This window comes from Corynebacterium sp. 13CS0277, assembly GCF_002994655.1.
Lineage (GTDB): Bacteria > Actinomycetota > Actinomycetes > Mycobacteriales > Mycobacteriaceae > Corynebacterium.
In genome coordinates, this window is the sequence record NZ_PPDL01000006.1 from 123,182 (window position 1) to 141,961 (window position 18,780).

General features: G+C 68.0%; 18 protein-coding genes and 2 tRNA genes. 2 read left to right on the forward strand and 18 right to left on the reverse strand.

Annotated features, from left to right (window positions below; all coding sequences use genetic code 11):
- Nucleotides 1-26: 26 nt before the first annotated feature.
- The 15 genes from yajC to C1Y63_RS03835 form a co-directional block, all read right to left on the reverse strand.
- Nucleotides 27-323, reverse strand: a complete 297-nt coding sequence (gene yajC, locus C1Y63_RS03765; RefSeq protein WP_158256078.1) for a preprotein translocase subunit YajC — start codon at nucleotides 321-323, stop codon at nucleotides 27-29.
- A gap of 73 nt (nucleotides 324-396) precedes the next feature.
- A complete protein-coding gene (ruvB, locus tag C1Y63_RS03770; protein WP_106015127.1) occupies nucleotides 397-1,482 on the reverse strand; it encodes a Holliday junction branch migration DNA helicase RuvB in 1,086 nt (361 codons plus the stop codon).
- 292 nt (nucleotides 1,483-1,774) lie between these two features.
- A complete protein-coding gene (gene ruvA, locus C1Y63_RS03775; RefSeq protein WP_106015128.1) occupies nucleotides 1,775-2,377 on the reverse strand; it encodes a Holliday junction branch migration protein RuvA in 603 nt (200 codons plus the stop codon).
- Nucleotides 2,374-3,000, reverse strand: coding sequence for a crossover junction endodeoxyribonuclease RuvC (gene ruvC / locus C1Y63_RS03780; protein WP_106015129.1), 627 nt, complete (start codon nucleotides 2,998-3,000; stop codon nucleotides 2,374-2,376). Before ruvC ends, ruvA begins: the two co-directional genes overlap by 4 nt.
- Before the next feature lie 315 nt (nucleotides 3,001-3,315).
- Nucleotides 3,316-4,068, reverse strand: a complete 753-nt coding sequence (locus C1Y63_RS03785; protein ID WP_106015130.1) for a YebC/PmpR family DNA-binding transcriptional regulator — start codon at nucleotides 4,066-4,068, stop codon at nucleotides 3,316-3,318.
- Between the two features lie 436 nt (nucleotides 4,069-4,504).
- On the reverse strand, nucleotides 4,505-5,134 hold the full coding sequence (gene pdxT, locus C1Y63_RS03790) for a pyridoxal 5'-phosphate synthase glutaminase subunit PdxT (protein ID WP_106015131.1): 630 nt from the start codon (nucleotides 5,132-5,134) through the stop codon (nucleotides 4,505-4,507).
- Between the two features lie 179 nt (nucleotides 5,135-5,313).
- Nucleotides 5,314-6,228: an acyl-CoA thioesterase II gene (locus C1Y63_RS03795; RefSeq protein WP_106015132.1), complete on the reverse strand. Its 915-nt coding sequence runs from the start codon at nucleotides 6,226-6,228 to the stop codon at nucleotides 5,314-5,316.
- A 318-nt stretch (nucleotides 6,229-6,546) separates the two neighbouring features.
- Nucleotides 6,547-7,467, reverse strand: a complete 921-nt coding sequence (gene pdxS, locus C1Y63_RS03800; protein WP_304481692.1) for a pyridoxal 5'-phosphate synthase lyase subunit PdxS — start codon at nucleotides 7,465-7,467, stop codon at nucleotides 6,547-6,549.
- Nucleotides 7,468-7,656: 189 nt separating this feature from the next.
- Nucleotides 7,657-8,148 (reverse strand): hypothetical protein, encoded by a 492-nt coding sequence (locus C1Y63_RS03805; RefSeq protein ID WP_233195564.1) that lies wholly within the window; start codon nucleotides 8,146-8,148, stop codon nucleotides 7,657-7,659.
- A gap of 92 nt (nucleotides 8,149-8,240) precedes the next feature.
- Nucleotides 8,241-9,368, reverse strand: a complete 1,128-nt coding sequence (locus C1Y63_RS03810; RefSeq protein ID WP_106015153.1) for a glycosyltransferase family 4 protein — start codon at nucleotides 9,366-9,368, stop codon at nucleotides 8,241-8,243.
- Nucleotides 9,369-9,457: 89 nt separating this feature from the next.
- On the reverse strand, nucleotides 9,458-10,477 hold the full coding sequence (locus C1Y63_RS03815; protein WP_106015133.1) for a phosphatidylinositol mannoside acyltransferase: 1,020 nt from the start codon (nucleotides 10,475-10,477) through the stop codon (nucleotides 9,458-9,460).
- Nucleotides 10,474-11,127, reverse strand: a complete 654-nt coding sequence (gene pgsA, locus C1Y63_RS03820; protein ID WP_106015134.1) for a phosphatidylinositol phosphate synthase — start codon at nucleotides 11,125-11,127, stop codon at nucleotides 10,474-10,476. Before pgsA ends, C1Y63_RS03815 begins: the two co-directional genes overlap by 4 nt.
- Entirely contained in the window at nucleotides 11,120-11,710 is a 591-nt protein-coding gene (locus C1Y63_RS03825; protein WP_106015154.1) for an HIT domain-containing protein, read from the reverse strand. The genes pgsA and C1Y63_RS03825 overlap by 8 nt, the downstream gene beginning before the upstream one ends.
- A gap of 314 nt (nucleotides 11,711-12,024) precedes the next feature.
- A complete protein-coding gene (gene thrS / locus C1Y63_RS03830) occupies nucleotides 12,025-14,004 on the reverse strand; it encodes a threonine--tRNA ligase (RefSeq protein WP_106015155.1) in 1,980 nt (659 codons plus the stop codon).
- A 431-nt stretch (nucleotides 14,005-14,435) separates the two neighbouring features.
- Nucleotides 14,436-15,704 (reverse strand): Dyp-type peroxidase, encoded by a 1,269-nt coding sequence (locus C1Y63_RS03835; RefSeq protein WP_106015135.1) that lies wholly within the window; start codon nucleotides 15,702-15,704, stop codon nucleotides 14,436-14,438.
- On the opposite strand from C1Y63_RS03835, the gene C1Y63_RS12485 reads away from it, so the two are divergent.
- Complete coding sequence (locus C1Y63_RS12485; protein ID WP_146128850.1) at nucleotides 15,703-15,930, forward strand: hypothetical protein; 228 nt, start codon at nucleotides 15,703-15,705, stop codon at nucleotides 15,928-15,930. The two genes, C1Y63_RS03835 and C1Y63_RS12485, sit on opposite strands and share 2 nt — an antisense overlap.
- Nucleotides 15,931-16,023: 93 nt before the next feature.
- On the opposite strand, the gene C1Y63_RS03840 is transcribed toward C1Y63_RS12485, so the two are convergent.
- The 3 genes from C1Y63_RS03840 to C1Y63_RS03850 all read right to left on the reverse strand — a co-directional run bounded on the left by C1Y63_RS03840 (nucleotide 16,024) and on the right by C1Y63_RS03850 (nucleotide 17,738).
- Entirely contained in the window at nucleotides 16,024-16,659 is a 636-nt protein-coding gene (locus tag C1Y63_RS03840; RefSeq protein ID WP_106015136.1) for a copper chaperone PCu(A)C, read from the reverse strand.
- Between the two features lie 9 nt (nucleotides 16,660-16,668).
- Nucleotides 16,669-17,265, reverse strand: coding sequence for a copper resistance CopC family protein (locus C1Y63_RS03845; RefSeq protein WP_233195565.1), 597 nt, complete (start codon nucleotides 17,263-17,265; stop codon nucleotides 16,669-16,671).
- Nucleotides 17,266-17,663: 398 nt separating this feature from the next.
- A tRNA-Val gene (locus C1Y63_RS03850) sits at nucleotides 17,664-17,738 on the reverse strand.
- A 968-nt stretch (nucleotides 17,739-18,706) separates the two neighbouring features.
- Between C1Y63_RS03850 and C1Y63_RS03855 the strand changes: the two genes are divergently transcribed.
- Nucleotides 18,707-18,779, forward strand: a tRNA-Gly gene (locus C1Y63_RS03855).
- The last annotated feature ends 1 nt before the right edge of the window (nucleotide 18,780 follow it).

Sequence of the window (18,780 nt, forward strand, 5' to 3'; positions counted from 1 at the left end):
GCAAGACCACGCGCACCCAGGGCGGGCTACAGCTCCGGGGCGGGATCCATCTCGCCGGCCGCGGCGGGAACCTCGACGCGGCGCACGATGGCGGTGCGCTCCCAGGTGGTCACCACGCCGGGGGCGATCTCGAGGGCGACGGTGGACTCCTCCACCCCAGCAACCACGGCATGCACCCCGGAGGTCGTCATGACCGCGTCTCCCACCGCCAGGCTTGCCTGGAGGGTTTGCAGCTGCTGCAGACGCGCCTTCTGCCGGCGCATCTGCAGCAGCGTCGGGGTGAGAAACACGATGACGAGGAGAAGCAGCAGAGTGATATTCATGCCGCCCAGTATGTCACGTGACGTCATCCGCCCCGCGCGACACTGCTGCCTCCGGGGAGTGCGACACCGTCTGCTACTGCGCGACGTGCTGGCCGGGCGCTTCCGGCGGCGGCACCAAACCGAGGTGCCGCCACGCGGACGCCGTCGCCACACGGCCACGGCCCGTGCGGGCCACCATGCCGGCGCGCACCAGATAGGGCTCGCACACTTCCTCCACGGTGGAGGGCTCCTCACCGACTGCGATCGCGAGGGTCGCCACGCCGACGGGGCCACCACCGTGGCCGTGAATGAGTGCCTCCAGCACCGCCCGGTCGAGCCGATCCAAGCCGCGCTCATCGACGTCGAACACCACCAACGCCGCCTGGGCGGCGGATAAGGTCACATGCCCGTCGCCGTGGACCTCGGCATAGTCGCGCACACGACGCAGCAGGCGGTTGGCGATACGCGGGGTGCCGCGCGAACGCGAGGCGATCTCCGCGGCCGCATCGTCGTCGATGCCGACGCCCAGGATGCGGGCGGCGCGCAGCACCACCCGGGTGAGGTCCTCGTGCTCGTAGAACTCCATCTGCGCGGTAAACCCGAACCGGTCCCGCAGCGGCCCCGTGAGCATGCCCGACCGCGTCGTAGCACCAACGAGGGTGAACGGCGCAATTTCCAGGGGGATGGACGTCGCACCCGGCCCCTTGCCGACGATGACATCGATGCGGAAATCCTCCATCGCCATATAAAGCATTTCCTCCGCGGGGCGGGCGATGCGGTGAATCTCATCGATGAAGAGCACGTCGCCCTCCATGAGGTTCGACAGCATGGCCGCCAGGTCGCCTGCCCGCTCCAGGGCGGGCCCGGAGGTCATCCGCAGGGAGGAGCCCATCTCCTGGGCGATGATCATCGCCATCGTCGTCTTGCCGAGGCCGGGCGGCCCCGACAAAAGCACATGGTCGGGGGTGACATTGCGCTTCCGCGCACCGGTGAGCACCAAGTCGAGCTGGTTGCGCACTTTCGGCTGGCCGATGAACTCGTCCAGCGACTTCGGCCGCAGGTTGACTTCCATGTCGCGGTCCGCGGGCTGCAGGTGGGGTTCCACACTGCTCAGCGGGTCGCGCCCGCCGGCAGCCAGCCCTTCCGGCAGGCGAAACTCGGTCTTCTCCATGTCCGACACAGCGTGCTCCTCTTTATCCTTCGACGACGGGCGCTAGCGTTCCCGCCGGCGCGGCCCCACGCACGCCAGGCACGCGGAGCGAGAAAACAATACACATCCCACGCCCACGCGTTGCCTTCACGCAGGCGTTTCGTGAGCCGCAGGGCCACTCGTGGCCACCGCTAGTTCCGCAACGCAGCGACTCGGGGCGCGGAGTGGAACGTGTTCATCAGTGATTGTCCCCCGCGGCCGCCACCTGGCGCACACCGTTATCCACAGGTGCGTGGCCTGCGTGGGAGGACCGCTGGCGGGACTACTTTTTCGAGCCGAGGTGGGCGAGCGCCAACCGCAGCGCTGACTGCGTATCAGCGTCCGGGGTGGCTTTGAGGACCGTCGCCACCGCCTGGTCCGCCTGGGCTGCGGTGAAGCCGAGCCCCTGGAGGGCTTCGGAGACCTGCTCGGCCACGGCGCCGTTGATGAGGTCGACACCCTGGGTGGTGTCCTGGACGACACCGTAGTCGGCGACCTTGTCTTTGAGGTCGACGACCATGCGCTCCGCCATCCGCTTACCCACCCCGGGGATCTTCTGCAGCGCCTTGTGGTCCCCGCCGCTGATCGCGGCGGCAATGTCCTGCGGGGTGTACACACTCAGCGCGGCCATCGCCAGGCGGGGCCCCAGCCCGGAGACGGTCTGCAGCGTGACGAACATGTCGCGGGCGTCAGCCTGATCAAAGCCGTAGAGGGTCATCGCGTCCTCCCGCACCACCATGAGCGTGAGCAAGGTGGCCTCCTCCCCGCGGCGCAGCTGCCCCAGGGTGGCCGGGGTGGCCATGACGAGGTAGCCCACGCCCGCGCACTCGATGACGGCGCTGGTCAGGTTGATGTGGATGACGGTGCCGCGCAGGCTGGCGATCACTTGGAACTCCTCCGGTTGGATTGGCTAATGGTGGGCACGGGGGCGGTGCGTTGACGGCGTTGCTCGTTGAAACCGGCGAGCGCCTTGTTGGGAGTGGCGGCGAGTTGGGCGGCCGCCTGCTCCTGGCGCGCGAGCAGCGGGGCACGCCAGCAGTGGCACACCGCCAACGCGAGGGCGTCCGCCGCGTCCGCCGGCTTCGGCGCTTCCGACAGCCCCAAGATGCGGGTGACCATGGTGGTCATCTGCTGCTTGTCGGCCCGGCCATTGCCCGAGATGGCTTTCTTCACTTCACTCGGGGTGTACATGTGGACGGGCAGGCCGCGTTCCGCGGCGGCGAGCACCAGCACGCCCACCGCGTGGGCGGTCTGCATGACGGTGGACACGTTGCCGCGCTCGAAGATGCGCTCGATGGCGACGACGTCCGGCCGGTACTCGTCCATCCATTCCGCGACCGCGCTCGACAGGCGCAACAGCCGTTCCGGCAGCTCGGCGGCAGCGGGGGTGCGCACGACGCCGACGGCGACGGGGTACACCGCGCGCCCGCTGCCCGCCTGCACGACGGACAGCCCGCAGCGGGTGAGCCCCGGGTCGATGCCCATCACTCGCAGGCCTTGCAGGTTCATGCGGTCGTTCCTCCCCGAACACGTCTCGCGCGCGGGGTGGGATACCGCCCGCGCTCATGGTTGTGTGTGCCGCAGTGGTGGCCACTGCGGGTGCGGGTTCCCACCCTAGCAGGCTGTCGAACACTCCGTCGACACAGCCGCGCTGCGCCTGTGGACAACTCCCCCACACCTGCCTCCACCCCCAAGGATCCGCCGTGGGGTGTGGCAGCAGAAAACCCCACGGCCGGCTGCTGCGGCGGTGGGGTCACGCACGCTCACGCGAGGCCCGCCTGCATGGTGTCGGCGCAGGGGGCGTGCGGGGCTGTGCCGACGCGCTTAGGCGTCGAGGGCTGCGACGACCTCGTCGGAGAGGTCCATGTTGGTGTAGACGTTCTGCACGTCGTCGGAGTCTTCGAGAGCGTCGATGAGCTTGATGATCTTCTTCGCCCCGTCGACGTCGAGCGGCACCTCCACGGAGGCACGGAAGTCACTGTCAGCCTCGTCGATCTCGATCTCGGCGGCGACGAGTGCTTCCTTGACGGCGGTCATGTCGGAGGCCGCGGACACGACCTCGTACTTCTCGCCGAGGTCGTTGACCTCTTCAGCGCCGGCGTCGAGGACGGCCATGAGGACATCATCTTCGCTCAGCTCGCCCTTGGCGACAGTGACGACGCCCTTGCGGGTGAACATGTAGGACACGGCACCGGACTCGGCGAGGCTGCCGCCGTTCTTCGTCATGGCGGTGCGGACCTCAGTGGCGGCGCGGTTGCGGTTGTCGGTGAGGCACTCGACGAGCATGGCGACACCGTTGGGGCCGTAGCCTTCGTACATAATCGTCTGCCAGTCAGCACCGCCGGCCTCCTCGCCGGAACCGCGCTTGCGTGCGCGTTCGATGTTGTCGTTCGGCACGGAGGCCTTCTTGGCCTTACGGATCATGTCGTCCAGCGTCGGGTTCGCCGCCGGATCGCCACCACCAGTTCGGGCCGCCACCTCGATGTTCTTAATCAGCTTGGCGAATTCCTTGCCACGCTTGGCGTCGTTCGCTGCCTTCTTGTGCTTGGTGGTTGCCCACTTTGAGTGCCCGGACACGTCTTTAGCCTCCCATTGTGCGCCCACCTGCCCCGCCGCACCCGCCGCGAGGACAAACCCCGCACAAGACAGGCTGGCCACACTCTGGTGGCCACGGGTGGCGGCGGCAACCGGCAGAGGAGCTCCGCCGGGAGCCTGGGCGCACGACTGTAGAACTGGAAATAAAAAAAATTTTACGAGTGCATCCCCTCGCGCCGCCTGGATGTAGACAGCGCTCGAAGGAGCACACCTTTTCACACGCTTGATCCCCTGGTCACTGGCCCACGTGGGCGGGGTAGCATCGCGCAGCACACAGCTCGCAGGGCGCTCGTCGCCGGCCACCCCTCAAGGAGGCGGCGGGGTCGGCGGGTGCCCTCACAGCTGCTGCGCGGGTGTGTACGAGTGTCCACTATAGCGGCCCGGGGCGCCCGAGCGTGAGCGGCGTCAACTCCACAGGCTAGGCCTGGGTGACGCTGCCGTCGGCGTGGGCCACCACCGCGCACGTGCGGGCGTGGTCGAGGAAGAGCTCGTGGATCCGGGTCTCCCCCGCAGACTCGGGGTGGAAGGAGATCGCCATCGCGTGCCCCTGCCGCACACCCACAATCATGCCCTTGTGCTCCCCGCTGGGCACCCGGGCCAGCACCTCCACGTCCGGGCCAATCTCCTCCACCCAGGGCGCGCGGATAAACAGCGCATCCACCGGGGAATCAATCCCAGGGAACGTGAGCGCGACTTCGAAGGAGTCGTTCTGTCGGCCGAAAGCGTTGCGGCGGACCACCATGTCGATGGCGGCGAACTGCTGCGCATCCTCCCGGGTGTTGACAACCTCCCGGGCCAGCAGGATCAGCCCCGCGCAGGTGCCGAAGACCGGCAGCCCATTGTCGATCGCGGCCTGCAGGGGCTGCATCAGGCCGTTGGTGACGAGCAGCTTGCTCATCGTCGTGGATTCACCCCCGGGGAGGATGATCGCCTCCACCTCTTCGAGGTGTTCCGGGCGCTTGACCCGCCGCCACGTCACGCCGAGGCGTTCCAGGATGGCAATGTGTTCTTCGATACCGCCCTGCATGGCGAGCACTCCGACGAGCATGACTGGCGCAGACCTTCTTCCCTTGGTGGACCATGGTGCCGGAGTGCGCGCGCAGCTGTCCTGCGACGGCTGTGCGCCCCGGCGTCAACGACGAATGCCCCCGCACAACGACACGTCGGCGGGGTGGACTGGCTCACTGTACACCCTGGCGGGCCACCTGCGTGGGCCGCCGGGCGCTCCTACTCTTTCGCCTCCGGGGTGAACGGCAGGGAGGGCACCCCCGGGGCCAGGGTGCGCGACAACCCCTCCTGGGTGACGACTGCCACCAGGTTGCCCTGCCGGTCAAAAATCCGGCCGTGGGTGAGAGCCCGCCCGTTCGCCGCCGAGGGGGACACCTGGTCGTAGAGCAACCACTCATCCGCCCGGAAGGGGCGCAGGAACCACATCGCGTGGTCGAGGCTCGCCTCCTGCACCTCCACCCCCTCGTGGGGCACCAGCGCCGAATGCAGCAGCGTCATATCCGACATGTAGGCCAGGGTGCACACGTGGAACGTGTCGTCGTCCGGCAGGTGCGCCTTGGAACGGAACCACACCACCTGCTGGCTGGGGCTGTAGGGGTTGTGGACGAACTGGTCGCTGGGGACGACCCGAATGTCCCAGTCGGACCACTCCTCCAGCAGGATCTGGGTGTTCGCCCGCAAGGTGGAGACATCCATGACGATGTCCTCCGGGTCCGGCACCGTGCGCATGATGTCCGAGTGCTCAATGCCGGTATCGCCGTCGCGGTGGAAACTGGCCTGCATGATGAAAATCGCCCGGCCGTCCTGCACCGCCTTGACCTGCCGGGAGGCAAAACTCCGGCCGTCGCGGATGCGGTCCACGAGGAAGGTGGTCGGCATATCCGACTTGCCGGGGGCGACGAAGTAGCCGTGGAGCGAGTGCACCTTGTACGCCGGGTCGACGGTGCGGGTCGCCGCCACCAGTGTTTGGGCGGCCACCTGGCCACCGAAGGTGCGTTGCAGCAGGGAGCTGACGACGGGGCCGCGGAAAATATCGCGGTCGATCTGCTCCACGTCAAGCACGGAGAAAATCTTTCCGGTCGCATCCTTCGCGACATCGGCTGCGGGGGCGTGGTCGGGCTGAGTGTTGGTCATTGTGGGCAGGTCACCTTGAGCGTCACAGAATCCGGAGGGCGACATCGGCTGCGCGGGCCGTCACCGCCACGAAGAAGGGAAAACAGGGAAGAACAACCCACCCGCGCCGGCAGCTGGGACCGCGGCGCGCAGTGGTGCGCGTGGGCCCCACTGTAGCGGTGATGTGCCTCTCAGTGCAGCACGTCGACCACCCCCGGCACACCCCAGGTAGCCACGGACAAGCACAACACCCCGCCCGGGGCGTGGCGGTCAACCACACCCGGGACGGGGTGTCAGAAGCACTGCTGCGGGCTCCACGCCCAGCGCCGTGCTGAGGTGTTACCAGCCGCGCTCTGCGAGACGGTGCGGCTCAGGAATCTCGTCGACGTTGAGGCCCACCATGGCCTCCCCGAGGCCGGTGGACACGCGCGCGATGACCTCCGGGTCATCGGCGTTGAGGGCGGCCTCCACGATGGCCTTGGCACGCTTGACGGGGTCGCCAGACTTGAAGATGCCGGAGCCGACGAACACGCCCTCGGCGCCCAACTGCACCATCATGGCCGCGTCGGCCGGGGTGGCGATACCGCCGGCGGTAAACAGCGGCACCGGCAGGTGACCCGTGCGAGCAACGTACGCGACGAGCTCGTAGGGGGCCTGCAGTTCCTTCGCGGCGACGAACAGCTCGTCGTCGGCCATGGAGGTCAGGCGGGCGATCTCCGCGCGGATGGTGCGCATGTGGGTGACCGCGTTGGACACGTCACCGGTGCCGGCCTCGCCCTTGGAGCGGATCATCATCGCGCCCTCGTTGATGCGGCGCAGCGCCTCACCGAGGTTGGTGGCACCGCACACGAAGGGGGTGGTGAAGGTGCGCTTGTCGATGTGGTTGGTGTAATCGGCGGGGCTGAGCACCTCAGACTCGTCGATGAAGTCCACGCCGAGGGCCTGCAGCACCTGGGCCTCGACGAAGTGGCCGATGCGGGCCTTCGCCATGACCGGGATGCTGACAGCCTCCTGGATCCCCTGGATCATCTCCGGGTCGGACATGCGGCTCACGCCGCCCTCCGCGCGGATGTCGGCGGGCACACGCTCCAGCGCCATGACGGCCACGGCGCCGGCATCCTCGGCGATGCGGGCCTGCTCCGGGTTGACGACGTCCATGATGACGCCGTTCTTCAGGTTCTCTGCCAGCGTCAGCTTGACGCGGTCGGTACCCAGCGCCGCCACGGCGTCGATGTTTTCGTTCTCGTTGAGGTTGGACACGACTGGGGTGTGCTCCTTGGGGACTGATAAAGGGTGAATTGAACTACGCCCATAGTAGACGACACACGCCGCGCGCGAGCCACCACAGCCCCTCCCCCACGCACTACCCCCATGAGACCACCCCGCACCGGCACGCGGCCACCAGGCCGCTTCGCACCCGCGCACCGCGCCACCGGCGCGACGCCTCCACTAGTCCTCCTCGTCGGCGGCCACACCATAGGCGTCGATGATGACTTCGTAGAATTCCGGCATCGGCGCCCGCCCGCCGAGCGCCAACAGACGCACCAGCGGGCGCAGCCGCATCGCCCGGGTATCCCGCACCGCCTCGTTGTAGAACCGCACGGCCAGCTCCACGCGGGTGGTGGCGGCCAGGATGAGCGGATCCCCGTCCGCCGCCGTCCCCCGCACCACCTCGTTGAGTTCCCGCTCCGCGAGCGAGCGCTGCCGCACCCCGGTGGTCGACAGTGGGGTGTGGGCTGCCCGCCGGGCGGCATCGCGGGCCTCAGGGCACGCCATTTCCACCAGCCCCGCGCGGTGCAGGAGTGCCGCCTCGAGGGCGGCGATGCGGGCATCGGTGCGGATGTGCAGCCGGTTGAGGCGCTGCGCGGTGAGGATCGCCCACGTGGCAATCATGACGACGACGGCGACGCTGAGGGCAACAAGGATGGTGGTGGCGTTCACCGGCCCCATTGTTCCTAGCAGCGTGGCCGGTTTCAACCGGCAACCCCGACTACGGGCCCAGGCGGGGCCCAGGCAGCACGCGCCCCGTGGGGTTAGAGGTCGGCGGCGCGGGCGCGGCTGAAGGTCACCGGCCCGGAGCCCGCCACCGTCTGGTAGACGCCGAAGATGTCCTCGGCGACGCGCGACCAGTCGAAGCGGCGGGCTCGCACCCGGCCACGGGCCGCGAGAGCACTCGCCGCCTCCGGGTTGCCCAGCACCTCAATGAGGGTGTCCGCGAGTGCCCGCACGTCGCCGGTGGGAAACAGCCGGGCCGCAGGGGTCTCGCTGCTCCCTTCGGCGACGTCGACGAAGGCCTCCAAGTCGGAGGCCACGACGCACGCCCCGCTGGCCATCGCCTCCACGAGGACGATGCCGAAGCTCTCCCCGCCCAGGTTCGGCGCGCAGTACACGGCCGCCTGGCCCAGCAGGCGCGCCTTCTCGTCCTCGTCGACGCGGCCGACGTAGCGCACCCCGTCCTGGGGGCGTGGGGTGCCCGCACCGATGACGGTGAGGGTGGCGTCGGGAAACACCTCCCGCACGGCAGCAAACGCCGGCAGCAGCACGTCGAGACCTTTGCGTTGCTCGTCGATGCGGCCTAAGAACACGATGCTGCGGCCGCGGCGGGCATAGTCCTCCACAGCCGTGGCGGCCGCCGCAAAGCGGCGAGTATCCACCCCGTTGGGGATGAGCACCGGGTCGCTGCCGACCTGTTCGACCTGCCAGCGGCGGGCCATCTCGCTGACGGCAATACCGCCGTGGACCTTCTCCAGGATCGGCTTGAGCGCCGGGTATGCCACCTTTAGCAGCACCGACTTCGAGGACGATGCGTGGTAGGTGGCCACGATGGGCCCCTCGCACAGCACCAGCGTCGCCATCGAGTACGAGGGCGAGTTCGGCTCGTGGACGTGCACCACATCGAACTGGCCCTCCTCGATGAAGGTGCGGATATTGCGGCGCACCTGGGGGCCGATGCTTAAGCGGGCGACGGAACCGTTGTAGGGGATCGGGATACTCGGCCCGCCCTTGACGACGAAGTCGGGTACCTGGGTCTCCGCAGAGCACGGCCCCAGCACCCGCACCACGTGCCCCTGGGCAAGGAAATACTCCGCCAGGTCAAGGATGTGGGCTTGCACCCCTCCGGGTTCGTCGAAGGAGTAGGGGCACACAATCCCGATGCGCAGGCGCTGCTCCGCAGCAGCTGCGGCCAGCGGGGCGGGCGCGGGGGACGCCTGTTGTCCTGCCGGGATCTTGGGGTGATCCTGCGGGCTCGTCATGGGCGCTCCTCCGGGACGTCGGCGCGCGCCCGGCGGGCCGCCAGGCGGTCCTGATCGACATCCGCGTCAAACACCGGCTGCAGCATGTGCCAGTCGTGGGGGTGGCGGCGAAGCCCCTCACCCAGCTGCGCCATGATGGCCGCCGTCATCGCGGTGATATCGCTCGGGTCGGCGACCTCCACCGGGGAACGGACCTCCATCCCCCAGCCTGGGCGCACACCACGACCCGCAGCGCGCGTCGCAGGAGGGGTGAAAAACACGTCCGCGGTGAGCACCACCGCACCGGTGTCCCGGTGCAGGCGGGCCGCACCCGTCGGCACGTGGGCGGTCTCCCCCAGCAGCGGCACCGCAACACCCCGCCCGGAGAGATCCCTCTCCCCCAGCAGGCACACGATGCCGCCGGCGCGCAGGCGTTCCGCCAGGGTGTCCATGACGGGCACCGCGGAGCCCGTGTGGCCCAGCACCTCGAATCCGAGGGAGGTGCGGTAGTCGACGAAAGCATCAAACAACACCTCGGGGCGGAGGCGTTCCGCGACGGTGGTGAATCCACCGGCGTGGCCCACCAGCCACACGCCCGCCATATCCCAGTTGCCGGAGTGGGTGAGCACGATGATGACCCCACGCCCGGCCGCACGGGCCGCGTCGAGGTGCTCCACGCCGCGGATGCTGCGCTCCAGGCGCGCGGCGAGCGCCCCGGACTCAGCGCCACGGACAAGCCGTGGTAGGCGGAACGCCTCCACCCAGTAGCGGGCATAGGACTGCCACGCGGCACGCAAATCCTCCTGCGTGACCTGGGCGGGGTCCACTGACAGTGGGCGGGCTAAGTTCTTGCGCAGCTGGGTATTATCCGCCCGGCGGGCGGCCACAGCGCCCGCCCAGCGGGCCAGCCGATAGGCCAAGCGCTCCGGCAGCGCCCCGACAAGCGCCCACCCCGCCAGGTAGGCTGCGGCATCCCACTGCCGTGCCGCCACCGCCCGCCGCCAGCGGGCACCCGCGCCCTGCGCGCCAGTACTCATCGGGTGGGGTACTCTTTCGCGCCTTTCGGCGCGGCCACCGCACTGCCCGCCCCCGGCGAGGTCGCCGCCTGCCGCAGCCGCTGGTAGACGGTGATCACGGAACCGCAGGCCAGCACCCAGATCGCCACGTCGATGGCGTAGGGCACGCCGAGGCCCGTGAGCCCCAGGCCCACGAGGCCACCGACGAGGCGCTCCGCGCGCTCGATGAGCCCGCCGCCCATGCGCAGCCCGCCGGCTTCACCGCGGGCCTTGACGTAGGAAATCACCTGGCTGGCGACGAGCACCACCAGGGCGGCGGCGACCGTCGCACGGTGCGGCTGGTAGGTGTAGACCATCCACCACACGATGGCGCCGAACAGCGCCCCATCCGCCACCCGATCACACGAGGCATCGAGTGTCGCACCATAGGCCGTGCCGCCGCCCCGCATGCGGGCCATCGTCCCATCCAACAAGTCGAAGGCAGCAAACAGGCCGGTGATGATCGCCGCGGCCAGCAGGTGGCCGGTGGGGATGAGCGTTACCGCCACCAGGACGGCCAGCGCCGTGCCGGCCACCGTCACCTGGTTCGGCGTCACCCCGGCCCGCACCAGGCGGGACGCGATCGGATCCACCACCGTCGACACGGCGCCGCGCGCAGAGGAGCTAAACAACGCTCACCCCCGGGCCCTTCGTCGCCACCCAGGCTTCCGCCAGCAGCGCGCGGGTCTGCCCCAGCATCTGCGGGAGCACCTTGACCCCATCAATGATGGTGATAAAGCTCGAGTCGCCCGCCCAGCGGGGCACGACGTGCATGTGCAGGTGCTGGCGCACACTGCCCCCGGAGGAGTGCCCCAGGTTGAAGCCGACATTGATGCCCTGCGGGCGGGACACCTTCTTCAGCGCGCGGATCGCGTGCTGCCCGAAGGCGAAGAGCTCGGCGGATTCCGCATCCGTCAAGTCCTCCAACTGGTCGACCTCACGGTAGGGCACGACGAGCATGTGACCCGAGTTGTAGGGGTAGAGATTGAGCACGCAGTACACCAGCTCCCCGCGGGCAACGATGAGCCCCTCCTCGTCGGAGAGCTTCGGCACCTCCACGAAGGGGTTGCTGCGCTGCCCGCCCTGCGTTTTCGGGGCGTCGGTGATGTAGTGCATGCGGTAGGGGGTCCACAGCCGCTCGAGGCGATCGGGGATCCCCAGCCCCTGCTGTTCCAGGGTGCCGGGATCCTCCGGCGCCGCCGGGGTGTTATCCATCGTGTCCACGTTTGGCCTTCCGCCGAAAAAAGAAGTCAACTTCCTACGCCCCACCGCATCTCATCACCCGCGCACCACCCACAGCAGGGGCGCGCACCAGGGACGCGAAGGGACGCCGTCACGTGTTCCCAACCTACCCCACCGTCGCCTCCTGCGCCCCGAATCAAACACCCCAGACTGGCCACCGGGAACACCAGCGCGCCCCGCCGCAGCACGCCCGCCGCAGCGCCCGCGCCCACCACGCACGCGTGCACCCGCAGGCCCACCCCAAGGACGCTCCAGGCGTCGGGGGTGGGCGCTGCGGGCGCCGGGGGTTAGCTGCGGAGCGTGTCCTCGCTCGGCTGCTCGTTGCGACGCTCGCTCACCCAGCGGGTGATGAGGTCGACAGCCTCATCGACGGGCACCCCGTTGACCTGGGTGCCGTCGAGGAAGCGGAAGCTCACCGCGCCGGCCTCCACATCGCGGGCACCGGCGAGCAGCATGAACGGCACCTTGCCGGTGGTGTGGTTGCGGATCTTCTTCTGCATGCGGTCATCGCTGGTGTCCACGGTGGCGCGGATGCCACGTTCCCGCAGGCGGGCGGTGATCTCCTCCAGGTGCGGGGAGAACGCCTCAGCGACGGGAATGCCGACGACCTGCTGCGGGGCCAACCAGGCGGGGAACGCGCCGGCGTAGTGCTCGAGCAGCACGCCGAAGAAGCGCTCGATGGAGCCGAACAGGGCGCGGTGGATCATGATTGGGCGCTTCTTGGAACCGTCGGAGTCGGTGTACTCCAGGTTAAAACGCTCCGGCAGGTTGAAGTCCAGCTGCACGGTCGACATCTGCCAGGTGCGCCCAATGGCGTCGCGGGCCTGGACGGAAATCTTCGGCCCGTAGAACGCCGCGCCACCCGGATCCGGCACCAGGTCCAGCCCGGAGTTGTCGGCCACGCGCTGCAAGATCGCGGTGGACTTCTCCCAAATCTCATCGGAGCCGACGAACTTGCCCTCGTCCTTGGTAGACAGCTCCAGGTAAAAGTCGTCGAGACCGTAGTCGCGCAGCAGGGAGATGATGAACTCCAGCACGGAGGTCAGCTCCGCCTCGAGCTGCTCCTCGGTGCAGTAGATGTGCGCATCGTCCTGGGTGAAGCCGCGGGCACGGGTCAGCCCGTGGATGACACCGGACTTCTCGTAGCGGTAGACGGTACCGAACTCGAACAGGCGCAGCGGCAGCTCACGGTAGGACCGCCCCCGGGACGCGAAGATGAGGTTGTGCATCGGGCAGTTCATCGGCTTCGCGTAGTAGTCCTGGGGCTGCTTCGTGCAGTGGCCGTCCGCGTCGTACTCGCCGTCGAGCTGCATCGGGGGGAACATGCCATCGGCGTAGAAGTCCAGGTGGCCGGACTTCTTAAACAGGTCGCCCTTGGTCAGGTGCGGGGTGTTGACGAAGGAGTACCCGGAGGCGATGTGGCGGCGGCGGGAGTGGTCTTCCATCTCCATGCGGACGATGCCGCCGTTGGGGTGGAACACCGGGAAGCCGGAGCCGATCTCGTCGGGGAAGCTGAACAGGTCCAGCTCGGTGCCCAGGCGGCGGTGATCACGCTTCTCCGCCTCGGCGAGCATGTGCTGGTAGGCCTCGAGGGCCTCCTTCGACTCCCAGGCGGTGCCGTAGATGCGCTGCAGGCCAGCCTTCGACTGGTCGCCGCGCCAATACGCCGCCGAGGAGCGCGTCAGCGCGAAGGCGGGAATGTACTTCGTCGTCGGCACGTGCGGGCCGCGGCACAGGTCGTACCACTCCACCTCGCCGCTGCGGGGGTTGAGGTTGTAGTAGCCGGTGAGCTCGCCTGCGCCGACCTCGGTGGCTTCCTCCGAGTTCGGGTCCACATTGCCCTTGTCCTCGATCAGCTCGAGCTTGTACGGCTCGTGCGCCAGCGCTTCCCGCGCCTCCTCGGCGGAGGCGTAGACGCGGCGCTCGAACTTCTGGCCCTGCTTGATGATCTTCTTCATGCGCTTTTCGATGCGCTGAAGATCCTCCGGGGTGAAGGGCTCGGCCGCATCAAAATCGTAGTAGAAGCCGTTGTCGATGGCGGGGCCGATGCCGAGCTTCGTGCCCGGGAATTCGGCCTGCACCGCCTGCGCCAGCACGTGGGTGCAGGAGTGGCGGATGACCGCGCGGCCTTCCTCAGTGTTCGCCGGCACCGGGGTGAATTCCCCTTCGGTGTCGGGCACGAAGGACAGGTCCTTGAGATTGCCGTCGGCGTCCTTGACGCAGACGATGGCCTCCGGCCCCTTGTTCGGCAGTTCCAGCTCGCGCATGGCGGCGCCGACGGCGGTGCCGGCGGGGACGAGGAACGGCGCGAACTCACGCTCGGGCTGATCGGTGATGCACACGGGGTGGGGTGCTCCTTACTTGAGCTCTCGGGTGATGACGACATACCTGGCCGCCTCACGACAAAACATTGTGCGTCCCGCACACTCCCAGCCGTCACATCGCGTGAGGCCCGGGCGCGCGGACGTGACAGGCGTCGGCGCAGGGTGCGGGCTGTGCTCATCCTACCCCCACCACCCCGACACCCCACACACCCAAGCCCACCCGGGGTACCGCCGAGCGAACGCCCGGACACGAGCGGCACCCCACCCCGATGCCGCGCGGCCTCCTGCCCGCCACCCCGCCCCGGCCCGCTACCCCACGCCGAAGAGTGTTGGCGCGTGGGCAGCGGCGACCACTGGGGGCGACGACCTGCGGATCAGGCCTCGAACAGCGGCTGCCCCCAGTAGGAGTCGGTGGCGGAGGATTCCTCCACCCCGGCCGGCATGACAAACACCGCGGAGCCGGTGTGGGTGATCCACTGGTTGAGCCGGTCACCGTCGTTGAGCCGCCGCTGGATGGGGGTGAACTGCTCATCCGGGTTCTTCTGGTAGCAGATGAACACCAGCCCAGAGTTCGAGGTCTCCTCGCTGCCGGGGATGGGGGCCTCGTCGTAGTTGTAGGCCCGCCGCAGGATCTTCTCCCCCGGCCGGTCGGCCGGGTTCGTCGACCGCGCCATGTGGCTCATCGGGTCAATGATCGGCAGCCCGTAGGAGTCGGTGGCATCGAAGTCGGCAGCATCGAACTCGTCGGTGCCTGTCAGCGGGGCACCGCTGTCGAGGGTGCGGCCGAACGCCACCTCCCGGGAGGCGCGGTCGAGGATCTCCCAGGTGTCCATGTTCATCGCGATGCGGCGCACCACCATGCAGCTGCCGCCCCGCAGCCACGCCTCGGGGGCATCGATCCACACCACCGCGTCGAGTTCCTCCGGGGTGCGCGGATTGACGGTGCCGTCCTTGAGGCCGAAAAGATTGCGGGGCGTTTCCTCCGGGGCGTGCCCGGGCGGGGTCAAAAACCCTTGCTGCAGCCACGCGGTCGTCACGTAGTCAATGCCGCTGCGAATCATGTGTCGAGTCGCGTGCGAGAGCGTCAGCGGATCATCACAGCACAGCTGCAGGACGAGGTCGGCCTCGCCGTAGCGCTCGTCGAGTTCGTCGCGGGAAAACGCCTCGATGGGGTGCAGCCACTCCGGCCGCGCCTCAGGCTTGCCGATGATGTCGAACAGGCGGGGGCCGAACCCGCAGGTGATGGTGAGGTTCGCGGGGCTGGTCACCATCTCCGGTTCCAGGTCACCCAAAGGGGCCTGCCCCTGGGTGAGTCGGCGGGCGTCCTGCGTCCACAAGCGCAGCAGGCGCTGCACACCCGCCGCATCGACCCCGGCCCGCACCTGGAAAGCCACGAGGTTGAGGTGCGCCTGCGCGGGCGTCGCAATGCCCGCTTGGTGCGGCCCGTCGAAGGGCACCCGCGACAGGCCGACGGTCTCCACGAGGACGGCGTCCGCCGACTGCTGCGCAGGCTCGTCAGTGGCGCAGGCCGCGGCACTCGCGGCGGCCGCCCCGGCGACCGACAGGCCGGCCCCCGTGAGGAAGCTGCGGCGGCTCAGCCGCCCGCCGGCCGTGCCGTGGGCGGGAAAAGACTGTTCGGGCATGGATGGTGTGGTCGCCATGGCGGACAACACACTTCCCTTCATCAAGGTCACAGCCGCAGCGCTCGCGCCCGCAGCACCCACGCACGCACGGACAACCTGCGGGTGTGGGCTGCGGGTCGTGGACGCCACGGCGGGTGGGTTTCACACGACGAAGAAGAGCAAAAAGCAAAGTAGAGAGAAGAAAAAGAGAAAGAGAAAGAGAGAGAAAAGGAAAAATGAGAAATAGGACGAAGAAGAGAATGCGGGCCCGCACGGACCTTGGGGGCGGCTGCGCAGCCGCCTCCAAGTCCTGTGCTGCTTTCGCGCGATACGCGGGAGTTTAGCCGTGCTGGTGGGCCGGGGCGGGTGCCTCAGACATGCCGTTGTTGGCCTCCAGGCCGCCGGCACCGTAGTTCTCCTGGCCTGCAGCAATGGTGCGCACCGGGACACTACCCACGGCCTCCTGGGTGCCGTCGGCAAACATCAACGTCACGGTGATGGCGTCGCCTGCCTCAATGGGGGCGTCGTAGCCCATGATCATGAAGTGATCGCCACCGGGGGCCAGGGTGACGGAACCACCGGCAGGCAGTTCCACGCCACTGGTCTTCTCCCGCATCTGCCCATCCACGACCTCGTGGATTTCGTAGGAGGCCTGGCCAAGGGAGGTCGAGAAGCCCGTGATCGTGCGGTCGGTGTCGGTGTCGTTGCTCAGCACACCGAAAATCGCGGTCATGGACTTCTCCGCCGGCTTCGCCTTGACGTAACCGTCGGTCAGCGTCACCGCACCCGCGGTCGCGGTCGTGGACTTCACGGAACTGGTCGCCGGTGCCGGCGCCTCCACGCCCGTGGCTGTCTCTACCTTCTTCTCGGAGTCGGTCTCAGAGTTGGAGCACCCAGCCAGGGCCAGTGCCGCCACAGATACCGCCACGGCCACGCGCCGCCCGGTGTGCTTTCCGGTCTTCACAAACGTCAACATGTGCGTCTCTTACGCCTTTCGCTTCGTCACAACAAGTGCCATGGACACCAGGGCAGCAACCGCCAGGCCGCCGAGCAGCACCGGGAGCAACCAGCCCGCACCAGAATCCGATGCGCCGGAATCCTCCTCCGCCACCGCACCCGCGCTGCCATCACCGGCAGCCGTCGTCGGGGACGCGGTACCGGCGGGCGCTGCGACGGGGTCGCTGTCGCCCGCCACGGTGAACGTCGTCTTTCCGCGAGTCGCATGACCATCGGAGGAGGTGATCTGGAAACCCACGATGTAGGACCCGGGCCCCGGGTCCATCCCGTCCGGCACCACCAGGGTGACGTTCTGGTTGACCAACGCGGGCTCACCCTTGAACAACACCTCGCCGGTACCTTCCCGGCTCACAGCCACCGTGTTGAAGCTGTCCTGAGGGATGCCGGAAAACTCCAAGGTGATCTCCCGGGGAAACTCCTCCACCGTCTGCCCATCCGCGGGATTTCCGCCGACGACAACGTCATGGGCGAAGGCCTGCGGCGCCACAGCAGCCGGCGCCAGGGCCACACCTGCGGCCAGCGTCGCCGCAGCAACGCCCGCCCGGCAGACAGAGGAGAAACTCACAACGACAGTCCTTTGAACGACGACTTCGATCATCGCACCCACACGGCAGTGCGGCGCACGGCAGTGATATGGCGGATTCTTGTGCTCCACCATAGTCCGCCGCACTACGGACAGAAGACCGGTGCGGCGCGGGCAGTCGGGTAGCACCCACTGCTGATGTCACATGCCACCACTAGTCGGCACCAACCGTGGGGAAGTTCCCACCCCACCACAAAACGCCGCGACAGCTACCCCCGCGCACCCCACACACAGCACCGCGACCAGCGCGACGAGAGCTACCCCCACCCCCGGGACACGATCACCCCTGCGCACACGATGGGGCTTCGGCACGCACACAACCTGCCCCGCGACAGACAGAAACGACGAAAGGCACCGCCGAAGCGATGCCTTGTGTCAGTTGGTGGTCCTAGCTGGGATCGAACCAGCGACCTTTCCGGTGTGAACGGAACGCTCTTCCACTGAGCCATAGGACCGTTGTTGTGAAGTTGTGAGCCGCACCCTCGTGCGGTTCGGGGAGAAACATTAGCACCGAACTCGACAGCTTGACCAATGCGCAGGTCACAGACGAAAACGTCACACGACACACCGCCTACTACCCCTCTTCTCGACCCGCCCGCATCACCCGGCCAGCCGAGCACACACACCCTCACCCACCCCACACCTCCGAGAGACCACAACCACACCAGGCTGCGGCACCAGCGCCAGCGTCCACAACAGGACGAGAACCGCCAACGGTCAACGATGCCAGTCGACGATGGCGCGGGCCGAGCGAAGCAGTTGCGACACCACACTCAAGACGACCTCCACCACACCCCCTTCGCCACCACCCGGGCGCACTCAACCACACCGCAGACACATGCCCCCGCACCCCAGACGACATCATCACGCCACCCTTGGCGGCACACTGCCCGGAGCGATTGACAGACCCGACACACGTCTACGAAGAAACCGCACTTCATGCACGGCGCCAGTACGCCCCTTGATGACGGGGAAGGCGCGGACAGTAAGGATTGGCGCCCCACCCTGCACGCGACCACCTACCGGAGCACACCACGCCAGCACCATGCCAGCACTACGCCAGCACACCGCGCTCCGCGAAAAGAACCGAACGCCGACAGCGGCCGCACATGCCGCAAGGTACCCTCCGTTCCCCATCCCCGCACGCGCATTCTTCCACCAGTGCCGCAGCCACCCCGAGGGCAGACACAATCACCACCGCCAGGCTTCACGGCCATCCACCGACATTCGCCGGGGGCCGTCCCCTTGTCACACACCCTGCGCGGACGTTCCTTGGTGCCACACCGCTCGCAGGGGCAAATGACAGGGGTGACATTTTCTGCGGGTGACCTGGGTTTTCGCGGGCGAATTTGTCTCAACCCACGCAATGGGTCTAATGTTCTTAGCGCACCACGCCGGGCCAGCCGCCCGAGCATCGGAGCATGCGGATGTAGCGCAGTTGGTAGCGCATCACCTTGCCAAGGTGAGGGTCGCGAGTTCGAGTCTCGTCATCCGCTC